Source organism: Rhizobium sp. CF142 (genome assembly GCF_000281145.1).
Lineage (GTDB): Bacteria > Pseudomonadota > Alphaproteobacteria > Rhizobiales > Rhizobiaceae > Rhizobium.
The window spans coordinates 22,291-36,464 of sequence record NZ_AJWE01000037.1; the positions used below are offsets into that span (position 1 = coordinate 22,291).

Below are 14,174 nucleotides of genomic sequence, written 5' to 3' on the forward strand. Positions count from 1 at the left end.
CCTGATGCGTAGTTTCAAAAGATAGAGCCCGTCACAAGCCCCGCACGAAATCGATAATTGCGCGGCTGACGATCTCCGGCTGCTCCTGCGGCAGCCAATGGCCCGCAGCGGGTACGAACTGTGTCGTTCTCAGGCCAGGCGCCAGCGCCGGCATGGCATCGATAATCTGCCGCATTCCGGGGATCGCAAGGCCTGTATCGCGTTCGCCGGCCATGAACAGCGCGGGAACTTCGACCTTCAGTCCTGTGAGAGCCTTCTGCAATTCCCAGTTTCGATCGAGGTTGCGATAATAGTTCAGCCCGCCGCGAAAGCCCGATGCCTTGAATGCAGCGGCAAAGGCCTCGAGATCGGCCTGCGGCAGCCATGCGGGTAATGTTTCGACGTCTGGCAGATCGGCAAGCAGACCCGATGCGCGTGATACCATGCCGAACGGATTGGGCGTCCCGTCGCCCGGCACCCGCGCACCCGCCTCGCCGCTGGCGGCACTATAGATCTTGCGCAGTGTGAGTTTCACATCCCGCCCGAATTCGGCTTCCGCCACTCCCGGCTGCTGGAAATAGAGCACATAGAGCAGATGATCCGGTGTCGCGGGAAAGATCTTCGTCGGCGGCACGGGCGGCTGGCCCATCATGGGCACGCTCATGGCGACAATGCCGCGAAACCGGTCCGGACGCATCAGCGCCGCCTGCCAGGCAACCGTCGCGCCCCAGTCGTTGCCGACGATGATCGCCTTCTCCTTCCCAAGGGCATCAATAAGCGCCACCATGTCAGCCACGAGATCGAACATCGTATAGGCGCCTGTCTCTTCCGGGCTTTGCGTTCCGCCATAACCGCGCATATCAGGCGCCACGGCATGGAAGCCCGCCTCGGCCAATGCCGCTATCTGATGGCGCCAGGCATGCGACGTCTCCGGAAATCCGTGGCAGAAGAGCACCAGCGGCCCCTCGCCCGCTTCGGCAATGTTCATCCTCAAGGTTGCGGTTTGGATCATACGCTGCTGCATCGCTGCCTCCTCGACAATAGCCGTCGCCTCCGGAAAAATCGCATCCGGGCGACATCGAATCTTTAATTCCGTATCTTTTTACGTTACAGAAAACGGGAGTCAATATACCGTAACACTATTTGTTACGCTGTAGAGTGAAGCACAGATGCGGCAAGACGGAAGACTAGCGCGGATGATCCATGTCCTCGTCCATATGGGGCTGCTTGGCGGCCGGGAAACAAGCGAGCGTATCGCCCAGATGCTCAATACCAACCCCGTCGTCGTTCGCCGCACCATGGCGTCGCTGCGCCAATACGGCATCGTCGAATCAGAAGGCGGCCGCGGCGGCGGCTGGTCGCTGACAAGGCCGCTGGCAGAGATTACCATTCTGGATGTGCAACGCGCCCTGCAGGGCGAAACGATCCTTGATGCGCCGCTCTCAAACGATCACCCATCCTGCCCTGTCGAACGCGCCGCCAATGCCAAGCTGCAGCGCGCCTTTGAAAGCGCGGAGCAGACGCTTGAGCGAGAATTCCAGAAGGTGACGCTGGCCGAAATCGGCGAGACCGCCATGGCCACCGCCTAGGCAGAAAAGCGGGCGTGACAGCCATCCGGCTGCTTGCTGACGGCGCGTGAATCTGCCAACCTTCAGCAAAACAACAAGACCACAAAGAACAAGAAGAAACTCCTAGTCTGGTGGCACCACATCCCGATCGCCTTCCCTGAAGGCCTCAGCATGTCCGGTGCGACAGGAGTTTTATCATGACTGCATTCTGGCCCTTGTTCGTCGGCGGCGTGGCGCCCGCTGTTCTCTGGGGCATTACCGCTATTTTCCAGAAGCAGAGTGCCGTATCGGGCGCCGGCTCCTCCGCCTATCTCATCGCTTTCGGCCTGACGCTCGCGGTAGCCGGCGGGATCTCCGCCCTGATCTGGCGCCCCGCGCCCTGGACGGCAGAAGGCATCGGCTTTGCCGCCATCGCCGGTCTTTGTTTCGCCCTCGGTACCGGCCTCATCAGCTTCGCGCTCTTTGCCTACGGCGTGCCGGTCTCCAAACTCGCGCCGATCTGGAGCTGCAATGTGCTGGTGACGCTGGCCGTCGGCGCGGTGTTTCTGGGAGAGGCTGCTGAGGTCGATCTCATGAAACTCTCGGCCGGCACCCTGCTTATCATCGGCGGCGCCATCCTTGTCAGCAATGCGTGACGCCTATTGCGCCCGGCAATTGTAGTGGCGGGAGATGACAGTCATCAGCAGCTCGTCGCCCTCGCCCCCGCGGACGTCGGGATTGTCCTGCAGGAAGCGGCAGAGCATGTCGCCTATGACGATGGCCGTCGTGCCCGGCGGCAGGCAGATATTCATGCCGATCCCATTGCCCAAACGAGCGAAGTTGACCATTGCCTCCGGACGGTGGATTGCATCCGCGAATGCACGCCGCGCAAGAAACTCATCGCGGTTCCATTTGTCGAGCCAGCCGGAAACATAGCCGGTGACGAACTGCCGCGAGCCGCCACAATCCGAAAAGAGAAGATCGCCGCTCGCATATTCCATTGGCGCCTTGGCCGAAACAGTCGCCAACAGGGTTGCAATGAGAATGCCCGGCATCTGATCCCTCGCCCGCATATCGATGCCGGAAATTTCAGCCAGAACATGTCCGAATTAAGCTGGAACTATTGCCGATCTGTGACGCCGGAAAAGATGGTAAATGCTCGAACCGGAATGGAGATTTCTCCTTAACCGAGGTAAATAGGCTTCAATGCGCCTTGCCGTGCAGCAGCACATCAAAGACCATGTGCTTGAATGTCTCGAGCGGCGCCCCGCTGCGCTCGGCGCGCATGCGCAGAATCGCCCCTTCCCAACTGTTCAGGATGAAATCCGCAAGTGTTCCGGCCGGCAGCTCGCCGGTTAATGTGCCGTCTCTCTGTGCTTCGGCCAGGCAGGCCGCAATCACCTCGCTCCAGCGGCCGAAATGCGCTGCAACGTGCTGGCGGATCAACTCGCTATGGTCGACCGTCTCAGCACTGAAGTTGCCGAGCACGCAGCCCTGCGTATGGCCTCTCAAGGCGAAGGATGCGACGCGATCGTCGAAATAGGCCTTGAGGCGGCGAAGGGGCGGTTTGTCGGCATCGGCAAGAAAGCCCACGAGCCGGGCAAGTGCCTGTTCGGAATAGCGATCGGAAACCGCTGCGCCGAAGGCCTCCTTGCTGTCGAAGTAATTGTAGAAGGAGCCCTTCGGGACCTTGATGTCATCGACGATCTTCTGGATGCCGGTCGCGGCAAACCCATTGGCATGGATCTCCTTCAGACCCGCCTCGATGAGTTTCTCCCGCATTTGCATATTCGGCTTGGGGCCGCGGCGGGTCTGCTTTTCCACGTTCGTTTCCTCTTGAATAATTAAAGACGACCGGTCATATATTTATTGCCTGACGACAAAAATCAAGGGCTTTCCCGCTCGCTCAGCCGCCTTAACTCCAACTTTTTCAAGGAATTGCCCCCATGACCTCAAGCCCCACTCCCAACCTGCGCTATGATGTCCTGACAATCCGCCGCCCCGGCCTCAGCCGCGATGTGCCGGCTGGCGATCCATCCCTTCAGTGGGTCGCCAATTCCGCCACGCTGATCTCGGGCGAACGCGATGCCGTGCTCGTCGATACCTTCCTGACCGAACCGCAGACGAAGACGCTCGCCGACTGGGTGGAAGCGAGCGGCAAGCGGCTGAAGGCGATCTACATCACCCATGGCCACGGCGACCACTTCTTCGGCATTGGTGCTCTGCTGAAACGCTTCCCCGATGCGAAGGCCTATGCCGTATCGGATGTGGTGGAGGCGATGCGCCGCCAGAGCGCACCCGACATGCTCGACGGCTTCTGGCGCAAACTCTTCCCCGGCGAGATCGCCGAGAACATGGCCGTAGCCGACGTCCTCGAGGCGCCGGACCTGGAACTCGAAGGCCACAAGCTGATCCCGATCGATGCCGGCCATACCGACATGTCGCACTCGACCGCGCTCCACGTTCCCTCGATCGGGCTGATCGTCGGCGGAGACGTCGTCTATAACGGCATCCACTGCTACCTCGGCGAAACCACGCGTGAGAGCCGGCTGCACTGGATCGAAACGCTGGACAGGCTGAAAGAGCTGAGGCCCAAGGCCGTCGTCGCCGGCCACAAGATCCCCGAAAATGACGACGATCCTCATATCATCGACGAGACTCAGCAATATCTGCGTGATTTCAACAGGCTTGAGCTGGAAACGACGACAGCGCGAGAACTGTTCGACGCCATGCTGGCGCTTCACCCCAACCGTGCCAATCCCGGCTCGCTCTGGGGCGCTGCCAAGGTCGCCAAGGGCGCCTGACTTTCACGCCGTCAGCACCAGGCTGCCGCGCCTCTGCGCGGCACGCCGCATCAGAGCGTGACGAGATCGGCGTGCCCGAACCCCTTGGAATAATCGAGCACCGAAATCACCTTCGGCACGACGCGGAAGATGCAGATCTGGTCCCGCGTTGGCATGGCGATCGCCAGACCCTCTTGAACAGGATATTTCGCAGGCATCAGTTGGAGCACCTTCTCGGCCTCGTCAGGGTCTTCCACTTTCTCGGCATGCGCGGCCATCGACAGGCCGGTGATCTGCATCAACTGGCCGGCATCCGGGTTGATCGTCAGCGACATCCTGTTGTCTCGCGCCAGATTGGCGGCCTTCTGGCTGTCCGGGCCGCAGAGAAAATAGAGCGTCAGCCCGTCATTGACGTAACCGACCGTCGTCGCCTGCGGCCAGCCGTCTGGCCGGAGCGTCGCAACACTCATGATCCGTTGCCCATCCAGTATCGCCTGGATCGTCTTCCTGATCGCTTCATCCATGGCTTGCTCCGTTCGGTTTGATGGCTGAAGCATGTGCGGCTATCGGGCATTCCGCATTGATCCTCATCAAGGCGAATATCGATCTGGATTATTCCGAAATATTCCTTATTATCCGAAATGAAAATCATGATAGAGAATAATACGGATTATGTCGGAAGAGTTCTACACTGCTGAACAGGCGGCCGAGCGCCTGAAACTGCACCCGAAGACCGTGCTGCGGCTCATCCGCGAAGAGCGTTTGCGCGCCACGCGCATCGGCAAATCCTACCGCATCCTGCGTTCCGACCTCGAAGCCTTTGCCGGTGTCAGCAACAGCGCCCCGGCCCTGCAGGCCGAGGTCTATGTTACCAGCGTCGTCGAGGTGCCCGATCTCTCCGCCGAAATGTCGAACCGCCTGACGGTGCTGATGCAGGCCATGCTGATCTCGCGGCATCGGCGTCCGCACGTCATGCAGTTCAACGCCGCCTATGATGCGGAACGGCAGCTCCAGAAATTCATCCTGATCGGCACGCCGTCGGATACGGCGGAACTGTTGAACAGCCTGGACGCTTATCTGAAGGCGCTCCGCTGACCAGAAAGGACATGCCGTGAGCAATGATATCAGGCTCTCGCACGGCTTTCGCGTGCTCCTCCGCAATCCCGATGGCAAGCCGTTATCGGCTGAAAGCGGCATCAACGATCTGATCGGCCAGGCACTCGGCGAAGCCGTCGATTGGGTAGTGCTGCCTGTCGCCCGCCTGCCCGAGGGTTTCCTCACGCTCCGCTCTGGCATTGCAGGTGCTGCGATCCAGAAATTCGTCAACTACAAGGTTCGTATCGCCATCATCGGCAGGATCGATGCGGAGCTTGCCGCCAGCAAGGCGCTGCAAAGCTTCGTTCTTGAAGCCAATCGCGGCACGACCTGCTGGTTTCTCGATACAATGGAAGAGTTCGAGGCCAAGCTTTCGGCTTTCAGCACGCCGGCCTAAACCACGGATTACCCAAGACAATGCCGGATGTCGCAACAACCTCACGCAACGGCATGTTCAGCCTGCCGGCCATCCCACCACTTCAGCACCCTGAGCGCCCTGAGCGTCACCCAGCGTGAAGGCTCTCCCTCACCGTCATCCATCACGAACCAGGCCCTGCCGGACACGCGCCAGTCGAGCGGCCAGCGACCATCCTCCAGTCGCCGCAGGCGGAGGTATTCGATTGCCTCTTTCAGCCGAATGTCGGGCGCAGCCCCCGTCAGCAGGCTTGAGGCGCGAAAGTAATCGAGCGCCCGTAGCACATCGAAGCGCCAGCGGTTCGGATGCAGGAACTGCATGAATTTTTCGTCCACCGGCTCACCCGTACTGAGACGCCGCATCAGGTGCCGCGCCAGCAGATAATCCTCGCCCGACCGTCTTGCCTCGCGCGACTGCTCCGTGCCGCCGGTTGCCCGCTCATATTCCAGAAGCCCTTCCAGCACATTGATCGTCGTGTGGAAGGAGGACCGCATCGAGCCATTCGCCCGCTCGCAATTCCAGCCGCCATCCGACTGACGCTCGCCGAGCAATCTTTCCACGATGGGCGAAACATCGACGCCGAAATAGGCGCCGTCGCCAACCGTGCGGCCATTGATGCATTCCTCCACCTCGCCCTCCCAGAAGGGCTGCCCGCCTTCGTCCCAGCGGCAATTGGCGCCGATGAGCGCGACGGTTCTCCTTGCGCTTTCGGAACGCGGGTCGAGACCGAATTCGCGAAGCTGCGTCAGCGAGAAATTCGTCGCCGTCCAGGGCTGGCCGGTCGCCTGCCATTCCTCGCGCGTGAAATCGCTGGGCAGAAAGGATCCGCCCGCCCATTGGCCATCGGCATCCTGAAAGGACAATAGCTTGGCGCCCCACCCCTCCCGCTCGACTTTCTGCCGTTCGGCCGACCATACGGGCTCCGGTGCGTCGAGCAGATCGCGCAGCACCTGCCAGCTGATGGCGGGATCTGAGGCAAGCAGCCAGTCGATCACGGAAGTTTCTGATGGCATTGGCAAGGCTCCTCGTGGCTTGCAAATACGCGGCACAGTTTGGTCAAGCTGGTGGCTGTGTCAATATCGCAGGGCTCGGCGCAGAGATGGCGCCCGGCCGAAGGCCCAGACCTGCTATGCGGCTATCGGCGATGGCCAGGCGGAAAGACTCCCGCTGCGCCCAGCCGCCTGATATAGCCAGGGAGTGCCCATCCTTGCTGGGGAGCACGGAGCCAGAGATGAACCCACGACAATTGAAAACCTTCCTAGCGGTCGCAAGGCACGGCAATTTCACCCGTGCTGCCAGCGAGGCGAACCTCGCCCAGTCGAGCCTCAGCGACCAGATGCAGGCGCTTGAAGAGGAATTGGGCGTCCAGCTTTTCGAGCGCTCCCGGCAGGGTGTGACCCTGACACCGGCCGGTGACACGCTTAAGGCCTATGCCGAGGAGATCCTTGCGCTGAACGACGAGGCAAAAGCGGCAACCCGTGCAGCGGCCGGCCTCGGAGCACAATCGCTTGCAATCGGCACGCTCGAAACCATCGCTGCAGAGAAGCTCACGCCCTTCCTGTCTCGCTTTCGCGAGGCCCATGCCGATATCGGCCTGGCGCTGAAGATCGCTGGCAGCGGTGAATTGCAGCGCCGGCTGGAAGATGGCTCGATCGACGTCGCCTTCACCTTCGATCGCGGAGAACAGGACGAGCGGTTCGTGACCCGCCTCGTCTCGCGTGAGCCGCTGGTGCTGATTGCAGGCCGCAATGCCGAAGCGGTACCGCCAGAGAGCCTTGGGGACTTGAGCCGGCTACCTTTCATTGCCACGCAAACAGGTTGCGTCTACCGCCGCCTCTTCGACACTGCCTTCGCCGATGCGGGCATTGCCGCACCTGATATCGTCACTCAGGCTGACAGCATCCGGACGATCATCCGCCTCGTTGCGTCCGGCGCCGGTTACTGCCTTGTCCCGTATCTCGCCGCCAATCCGGCTGTCGAGCGCGGCGATGTCGTGGAACTGCCTTGGCCGGGTGACAGGCCCACCGCCTCGCTGATCATGCTGTGGCGGCGCCGGCGCGTGCAGCCGCCGGCGCTTTCCCTGTTGCTCGCGTCGGCGAGCGCGGATCTGCGGCCAATCAGACCAGCCGATGCCCGCCTTCGACGTGCAGGATAGTGCCTGTCGTAAAGCCGTTGCCGATCAGGAAGCGGATCGCATCGGCAATATCCTCGGGCCGGCCGACGCGGCCCGCCGGCAGGCGCCTGGCCATCGCCTCCAGCGTCGCCTGCTTGGCGTCACCGGCCACGAAAGTCCAGATCGGCGTATCCACCCATCCCGGCGATACCGCGTTGACGCGCAGAGGCGCAAGCTCCACGGCAAGCGCCCGCACAAGCCCTTCCAGCGCCGCATTGACGGCAGCGACGACCGAACCCCGCGCCGCCGGCCGATAGGCCGCAACACCTGACGTATAGGTGATCGAGCCAGACGGCGGCAGGCACGGCGCGCCGTATTTGGCGAGCAGCAGCGGCCCGTAGAACTTGCTCTCGATAACCCGCTGAGCCGCCGAAAGCCGCAGATCCGGCAGAAGCTGGTAAGCCCCCTCGATATCCGCCGCCGTGCTGACGATATGATCGACCGGCCCGCAATCGCGGAAGAAGGCGGCAACCTCCTCTTCCCGCGTGAGGTCGAGGACGGCGGCCCTGAGATCAGCAGGATCGCCGAGCTCCCGCCGTGCCGCCCCAAGCTTCTCAGCACTGCGCCCGGCAATCGTCACCCGCGCTCCTTCGGTCAGCAGCCGCTGCGCCAGCGCCAGCCCCATGCCGGAACTGCCGCCGATAACGATGATGTTCGCGCCTTCGATCCTTGTAACCGTCATCTGCATCTCCTTCTTGGCTGGAGAGCAGATGCCTTGCACCGGGCCGGAAGAAAAACGGAAGAAACCGATGGCGCCATCGGCTCTTCCGATGGTGCGGCCCACCACGCTGGCGATGTCTCAGACCGGCCAGACCATCCCGGCGACCGCGCAGCCCAGCAGGACCGGAATGACCGCTAGCTTGAACCGGAAGATCGCGATAGCTGCCGCAAGGCTCAGGAGCAGCGATGGCAGCGACAGCGACGCCCAGACGGGCAACTCGATCGAGAAGGGGCCAAGGCTGTGCACCTCCGCACTCCGGAACAGGAAATGCAGGCCGAACCAGATCGCGAGATTGAGGATGACGCCGACGACGGCTGCCGTAATGGCCGACATCGCCCCTGCCAGCGCCGCATTGCCGCGCAGCTTCTCGATGAAGGGTGCGCCAAGGAAGATCCAGAGAAAACAGGGAACGAAGGTCACCCACGTCGTCAGGATGGCGGCGAACGTGGCTGCCGTCATCGGACTGAGGCTGCCGGGATCGCGATAGGCCCCCATGAAGCCGACGAACTGGAGAACCATGATCAGCGGCCCGGGCGTCGTTTCCGCCATGCCCAGACCATCGAGCATCTCGGTGGGCTTCAGCCATCCGAAATGCTGGACGGCTTCCTGCGCGACATAGGCGAGCACGGCATAGGCGCCGCCGAAAGTCACCATCGCCATCTTGCTGAAGAATACGCCGATCTGCGTGAAGATGTCGTTCGGTCCAAGGAAGAGATAGAGCAGCAGCAGCGGCAACAGCCAGAGCGCCAGCAACACCGACGAGATCCTCAGCGACCAGCGAAGATTCGGTCGCGCGTGATCCGGTATCTCCTCTCCAAGCAGCGCGTCCGCGTCGGACAGAACCGCGCCGCCGGCTGCCTTGTGCCCGCCACCACCCTGGAACAGACGGGAGCCCGACTTCGATCCCAGAAAGCCGATGATGGCAGCTGCCAGGATGATGACCGGAAAAGGCACATGGAAGAGGAAGATCGCCAGGAAAGCGGCGGCTGCGATCCCGATCATCGCCCTGTTCTTCAGCGCGCGGCCGCCGACCCTGACCACCGCCTGAATGACGACGGCAAGCACGGCCGCCTTCAGGCCGAAGAACAGCCCCTCGACAGCATCGACGCTGCCGAGGGTCACGTAGAGATAGCTGAGCGCCAGGATGGACAGGAAGCCCGGAAGCACGAACAGGATGCCTGCAACCAGACCGCCGGCGGTCCGATGCATCAGCCAGCCGATGTAGATGGCAAGCTGCTGCGCTTCCGGTCCCGGAAGCAGCATGCAATAGTTCAGCGCATGCAGGAAACGCTGTTCGCCGATCCACCTCTTCTCATCGACGACGATGCGGTGCATGACCGCGATCTGCCCGGCCGGTCCGCCGAAGCTGAGGGCTGCAACGCGCAGCCAGACACGAAAGGCCTCGCCGAAGGTAACGCCATGCGGGTTTGGCGACGCCCTGGTATCGGGCGTCGCATGGGTGACGGCGCTGCTCATGTCAGCCTCCCTTTTTCGCGGAAGGCCAGTTGTGCGTTTCGTCCGTGGCGTCGCGGCACCAGCGATAGAAGGCATCATAGAGTAGCATGCCGGCATCCAGCTGCTTGAGATCGTCGACGAACATGCGCGACAGGCCGAGCGAAGCGGCCAGCAGCCCGGCAACCTCAGGAGCAAGGTCCGGCCGGGCGGTATCGGCGCCGCGAACGATCGTTGCGAGCCTCGACATCGGCCCGGAAGCAAGGCCGAGTTCCTCGATCATAACATCGAAGGTGCAGAGCTCGCCGCGATGGCTCCAGAAGACGTCCTCGATGTCGAACGGCACGGCACCGAAGCGGTCGGCAACCATGGCGACGTCTGATGTCGGCACGAAGAGAAAAACCGCCGAAGGATCGACGAAGCGCCGGATAAGCCACGGACAGGCGATGCGGTCGATCTTCGGACGCGCACGCGTGACCCAGACGGTCCGGCCCTGCCGGTCGCGCGGCGGCAGCCTGTCGACGGGCACAGCCGAGCCGCCTGCCCTTATCCAGGCCTCAAAGCCGCCTTCCAGCACTTCCGCAGTGCCCCCGGCATGCCTGATATGGGCGGCAACCCCATGGCTGAGCTTGCCGCCCGCCTGGCAGACGACAACCACCGGCCCGGCAAGGCTGGCAGCCCATTCCGTAACATCGGTGTGAGATTTCCGGATCGAGCCCGGCACAAGCCGCGGATCGCGGGCGAAGTCATCCTCGATGCGCACATCGACGATGACAGGCGCATTGGGTATGCCGACGATACGGTTGAGTTTGTCTGAGGATATTTCGAGAAATGAAGGCAAGACGCGTCCCTCCGTTGTTCGGTTTCGATGGACGCGATTCTTCGGCATGTCGCCTCGTGGGGTGATCGCAACCCCATATGGTTTTTATGCGCGCCGTCGTTTTTCGTGTCAAGCTGTGGGAGGATACTGTCTTTTAGGCGGTAATCCGCCGACGTTGAAGCGTCTGTCCGGCAGGCGGCAAAATCCCCACGCCGCGGTGGAAGAAACCATGCCGTCATCGGATACTCGGATAGCGCCATGCTTGGCAAACGGGCCATTCCTCCCTTCATGGATTGCGGCTAGTCTTGTCGGATGAGCACGAAAGAAACCCCGTTGACCGGCGGTCGCATTACTGCTGGCGTGGTCCGGGTCGGGGATACCGTCAGGCGCCCGGTCACGAGGGACAGGACGCATGTGCATGGTCTTCTCCTTCACCTCGAAGAGCGTGGCTTTGATGCTGTGCCACGCTTCCTGGGCGTGGACGATCAGCAGCGCGAAGTGCTGAGCTTCATTTCCGGCCATGTGCCTGACGATCTCGGCCACTTCGATGATGCCCAGCTTGCAGCTGCCGCTCGCCTCATCAGACGCTTCCACGACGCGACTGCGGATTTTCCGCTTGTTCGGGACACGGGCGCGGAAGTCATGTGCCACAACGACTGGGGTCCGACGAACGCGGTGTTCCGTGATCGCCTGCCGTGCGGCATGATTTCGACACGCTCGCTCCCGGCCTTCGCCTCTGGGATCTCGGCTATTTCGCCTTTGCCTGGCTCGACCTCGGGGACGACGACTATACCGGCGACGAACAGATCCGGCGACTGGAGGTGGTGGCGCAAGCCTATGGAATGGCGCGCTGCGCGGCCACGCAGATCGCCATCCATGCGCTCGCGCGACAGACGGCGCTGGCGGTCGCGGGGCGTGTGCAGGGCAAGCCGGACATGGCGGATTGGGCGGCGGCGGCTGCCGACTGGACGGTTCTCAACGTGCTCGAGAAACTGAGCCCGACCGGCTATGCCCTGCCCGCAGGATGAAGCCTCGCCCTCCCATCAGTTCCGCCCGCCATTCGCGCGGATCACCTGCCCGTTTATCCACCCGCTCTCAGCGCTCGCCAGAAACGAAACGATCCGGGCGATATCTTCCGGCAGCCCGAGCCGGCCGAGGGGGATCTCGTTGGTCAGGCGCTGGATCAGCTCCGGGGAGCGGCCGGCGAGAAGCAGTTCCGTCGCGACCGGCCCCGGCGCCACGGCGTTGACGGTGATGCTGCGGGGGCCGAGTTCCTTCGCAAGGATATGCGTCATCGCTTCCACCGCCGCCTTAGTCGCCGCGTAGACGGCATTGCCCGGCGAATAATGCCCGATGATGCTGGTGGAGAGATTGATGATACGACGCGCCGTCGCGTAGCCGCCTTGCGCCCTCGCGCATGCCGTTGAAGGTGCCGGTGAGGTTCACGGCGACCAGGCGATGGTAGTCTTCGTCGCTCACGTCGGAGAGCGGGCCGAAAGTGGTCACGCCGGCATTGTTGACGAGAACCTCGACGGTTCCGAATTCCGCTTCCGTGCGCTCGAAAAGGTCGGCGACTGCCTGCGGGTCGGAGACATCAGCGTGGAGCGCCAGCGCGCGGCCGCCGGCCGTTGCGATGGCCGCAACCACCTCTTCGGCCTGCGCGGCACTTGCCGCATAATTGACGACGGTCTGGAAGCCGTCGGCTGCGAGCTCTCTGGCAATCGCCGCACCGATGCCCCTGGATGCGCCGGTGACGATGGCGGTCTTGATCTCGTTTGACATATGTAACTCTCCTGTTCCTGCGGCGCGAGTAATCGAAGGCACAGCACGTCGTATGCGCGTCGCCGGTTCCGGTAAGGCGCTAGAAGATCTCAGATCCCGCTGTGTTGCCCGATCGCTTGTGCGCTTGATCTGACGCCTGTAATGTGAGCGATAACTCGCTTTCCCGCTACTCGCATTTCAGGCGCCATTTCCAACAATGTCCGAAAGCCCCTACCAGAGCCGCTCCTCGCCCCGAAAAGCGCCCAAACAGGCCCGCTCGCTCGCCACGGTGAGTGCGATCGTCGAGGCTGCGGCTCGCATTCTGGAGGAACGCGGCCACGAGGGTTTTTCCACCAATGCGGTGGCGGAAAAGGCCGGCGTCAGCGTCGGCTCGCTCTACCAGTATTTCCCGCGCAAGGATGCGCTGATCGGCGCACTGATCCTGCGGCAGACGATGTCATTGGTCGGAGACGCGGAAAGTGCGGCCGATCAGCCGACCGGCGAAGAGGCGCTCTCTGCCCTCATCAACCCATGCGTCCATCAGCAGCTTGAACGCCCTGCCCTAGCCCGCCTGCTGGACTATGAAGAGGCGCGCCTGCCGCTCGATGCGGAGACCGAGCAGGTCAAGCAGCGCTTCTTCGAGCTCACCCGCAATACGCTCCTGCGGCCGGACATGCCGCCGCAGCCCGATATCGATGTCGCTGCGCGCGATGTGGTGGCGATCATCAAGGGCATGATTGATGCAGCGGGCGAGCATGGCGAAGAAGACAGGAACGGGCTGGCGCTGCGCGTCAAACGCGCCGTCATCGGCTATCTAAAGGCCGCCTTGGACAGCGCGTGATCGCGATCGCCGGTCACTCCCGCAGCTGGCTCAGCAGAAAATCCGCCCGCGCCGCGACATCGACCTTCGGCAGAAGGACGACCTCATAGCCGATCTCAGGATAGGCCGAAGTCAACCGGTCATATTCGGCAACCGCCTCTTCAAAGCCGTGCCGTCGCTCCGGATCGTTGACATAGATCTCCGGCCAGGGCGGCGTCAGGAACACCGTCTGATGATAACGATGCCGATCCCGCAGCGTCTCCAGCACCGCTTCTCCGGTCGTGGCCTGCAGCGCGGCGGCGGCATCGATCAGGCCGCGATCGAAAAACGTCCAGCCCGTCTGCGCTTCTGCAAGCTTCTGATCCTCGAGCGCCATCGCGATCGCCCGCCGGGCAAAAGCCACCGGATCGACCCAGGGCAAGGCTGCGCCCTGCCCGGCCAGCTCCTCTTTCACGATCCGGCGTCCGGGCTCTTCGACGGTCGCGTAACCGCGCCGGGAAAGCTCTTCGAGCAATGTCGATTTTCCGCCACCCGAACAGCCGGAAATAACGACGGATTTGATCATGGAACCCTCCGATGACAGATGATGTAAAATGAAGCGTGGCGCA

General features: G+C 62.4%; 18 protein-coding genes and 1 pseudogene. 8 read left to right on the plus strand and 11 right to left on the minus strand.

The window, feature by feature from the left end:
- Window positions 1-31 precede the first annotated feature (31 nt).
- Entirely contained in the window at window positions 32-1,003 is a 972-nt protein-coding gene (locus tag PMI11_RS10220; RefSeq protein WP_007816318.1) for an alpha/beta fold hydrolase, read from the minus strand.
- Window positions 1,004-1,175: 172 nt separating this feature from the next.
- Between PMI11_RS10220 and PMI11_RS10225 the strand changes: the two genes are divergently transcribed.
- Complete coding sequence (locus PMI11_RS10225) at window positions 1,176-1,568, plus strand: Rrf2 family transcriptional regulator (RefSeq protein WP_244430551.1); 393 nt, start codon at window positions 1,176-1,178, stop codon at window positions 1,566-1,568.
- Between the two features lie 176 nt (window positions 1,569-1,744).
- On the plus strand, window positions 1,745-2,182 hold the full coding sequence (locus PMI11_RS10230) for a hypothetical protein (protein WP_007816321.1): 438 nt from the start codon (window positions 1,745-1,747) through the stop codon (window positions 2,180-2,182).
- Window positions 2,183-2,185: 3 nt separating this feature from the next.
- Here the strand turns inward: PMI11_RS10230 and PMI11_RS10235 are convergent, their stop codons facing one another.
- Both PMI11_RS10235 and PMI11_RS10240 read right to left on the minus strand, forming a co-directional pair.
- On the minus strand, window positions 2,186-2,581 hold the full coding sequence (locus PMI11_RS10235) for a Rap1a/Tai family immunity protein (protein WP_007816323.1): 396 nt from the start codon (window positions 2,579-2,581) through the stop codon (window positions 2,186-2,188).
- A 148-nt stretch (window positions 2,582-2,729) separates the two neighbouring features.
- A complete protein-coding gene (locus PMI11_RS10240) occupies window positions 2,730-3,350 on the minus strand; it encodes a TetR/AcrR family transcriptional regulator (RefSeq protein WP_007816324.1) in 621 nt (206 codons plus the stop codon).
- A gap of 122 nt (window positions 3,351-3,472) precedes the next feature.
- Between PMI11_RS10240 and PMI11_RS10245 the strand changes: the two genes are divergently transcribed.
- Window positions 3,473-4,330: an MBL fold metallo-hydrolase gene (locus PMI11_RS10245; protein WP_007816325.1), complete on the plus strand. Its 858-nt coding sequence runs from the start codon at window positions 3,473-3,475 to the stop codon at window positions 4,328-4,330.
- Between the two features lie 50 nt (window positions 4,331-4,380).
- Here PMI11_RS10245 and PMI11_RS10250 read toward each other — a convergent pair whose 3' ends face one another.
- A complete protein-coding gene (locus PMI11_RS10250; RefSeq protein ID WP_007816326.1) occupies window positions 4,381-4,833 on the minus strand; it encodes a pyridoxamine 5'-phosphate oxidase family protein in 453 nt (150 codons plus the stop codon).
- Between the two features lie 148 nt (window positions 4,834-4,981).
- Here PMI11_RS10250 and PMI11_RS10255 point away from each other — a divergent pair, with 148 nt between their 5' ends.
- Together PMI11_RS10255 and PMI11_RS10260 are read left to right on the plus strand one after the other, a co-directional pair.
- Entirely contained in the window at window positions 4,982-5,404 is a 423-nt protein-coding gene (locus tag PMI11_RS10255; protein WP_007816327.1) for a helix-turn-helix domain-containing protein, read from the plus strand.
- Between the two features lie 16 nt (window positions 5,405-5,420).
- Window positions 5,421-5,801, plus strand: coding sequence for a DUF4180 domain-containing protein (locus PMI11_RS10260; RefSeq protein WP_007816342.1), 381 nt, complete (start codon window positions 5,421-5,423; stop codon window positions 5,799-5,801).
- 41 nt (window positions 5,802-5,842) lie between these two features.
- On the opposite strand, the gene PMI11_RS10265 is transcribed toward PMI11_RS10260, so the two are convergent.
- On the minus strand, window positions 5,843-6,832 hold the full coding sequence (locus tag PMI11_RS10265; RefSeq protein WP_007816344.1) for a hypothetical protein: 990 nt from the start codon (window positions 6,830-6,832) through the stop codon (window positions 5,843-5,845).
- Between the two features lie 218 nt (window positions 6,833-7,050).
- On the opposite strand from PMI11_RS10265, the gene PMI11_RS10270 reads away from it, so the two are divergent.
- Window positions 7,051-7,974: a LysR family transcriptional regulator gene (locus PMI11_RS10270; protein ID WP_007816346.1), complete on the plus strand. Its 924-nt coding sequence runs from the start codon at window positions 7,051-7,053 to the stop codon at window positions 7,972-7,974.
- On the opposite strand, the gene PMI11_RS10275 is transcribed toward PMI11_RS10270, so the two are convergent.
- From PMI11_RS10275 to PMI11_RS10290, 4 genes are all read right to left on the minus strand, one after another.
- Window positions 7,937-8,674 carry an SDR family oxidoreductase gene (locus PMI11_RS10275; RefSeq protein ID WP_007816347.1) on the minus strand — a complete coding sequence of 246 codons (738 nt, stop codon included), beginning with the start codon at window positions 8,672-8,674 and terminating at the stop codon, window positions 7,937-7,939. The two genes, PMI11_RS10270 and PMI11_RS10275, sit on opposite strands and share 38 nt — an antisense overlap.
- Before the next feature lie 117 nt (window positions 8,675-8,791).
- Window positions 8,792-10,189 carry a chromate efflux transporter gene (gene chrA / locus PMI11_RS10280; RefSeq protein ID WP_007816349.1) on the minus strand — a complete coding sequence of 466 codons (1,398 nt, stop codon included), beginning with the start codon at window positions 10,187-10,189 and terminating at the stop codon, window positions 8,792-8,794.
- Window position 10,190: 1 nt separating this feature from the next.
- Entirely contained in the window at window positions 10,191-11,006 is an 816-nt protein-coding gene (locus PMI11_RS10285) for a chromate resistance protein ChrB domain-containing protein (RefSeq protein ID WP_007816351.1), read from the minus strand.
- Window positions 11,007-11,114: 108 nt separating this feature from the next.
- Window positions 11,115-11,579: a hypothetical protein gene (locus PMI11_RS10290; RefSeq protein WP_037071069.1), complete on the minus strand. Its 465-nt coding sequence runs from the start codon at window positions 11,577-11,579 to the stop codon at window positions 11,115-11,117.
- 101 nt (window positions 11,580-11,680) lie between these two features.
- Between PMI11_RS10290 and PMI11_RS10295 the strand changes: the two genes are divergently transcribed.
- Complete coding sequence (locus tag PMI11_RS10295) at window positions 11,681-12,013, plus strand: hypothetical protein (RefSeq protein WP_007816355.1); 333 nt, start codon at window positions 11,681-11,683, stop codon at window positions 12,011-12,013.
- Window positions 12,014-12,028: 15 nt separating this feature from the next.
- On the opposite strand, the pseudogene PMI11_RS10300 reads toward PMI11_RS10295, so the two are convergent.
- Window positions 12,029-12,767 (minus strand): annotated as a pseudogene (locus tag PMI11_RS10300) (SDR family oxidoreductase).
- 196 nt (window positions 12,768-12,963) lie between these two features.
- Here PMI11_RS10300 and PMI11_RS10305 point away from each other — a divergent pair.
- The gene (locus tag PMI11_RS10305) at window positions 12,964-13,587 is read left to right on the plus strand and encodes a TetR/AcrR family transcriptional regulator (protein WP_007816372.1); all 624 of its coding nucleotides are present in this window, start codon (window positions 12,964-12,966) and stop codon (window positions 13,585-13,587) included.
- A 13-nt stretch (window positions 13,588-13,600) separates the two neighbouring features.
- Here PMI11_RS10305 and PMI11_RS10310 read toward each other — a convergent pair whose 3' ends face one another.
- A complete protein-coding gene (locus PMI11_RS10310) occupies window positions 13,601-14,131 on the minus strand; it encodes an AAA family ATPase (RefSeq protein WP_007816375.1) in 531 nt (176 codons plus the stop codon).
- Between the last annotated feature and the right edge of the window lie 43 nt (window positions 14,132-14,174).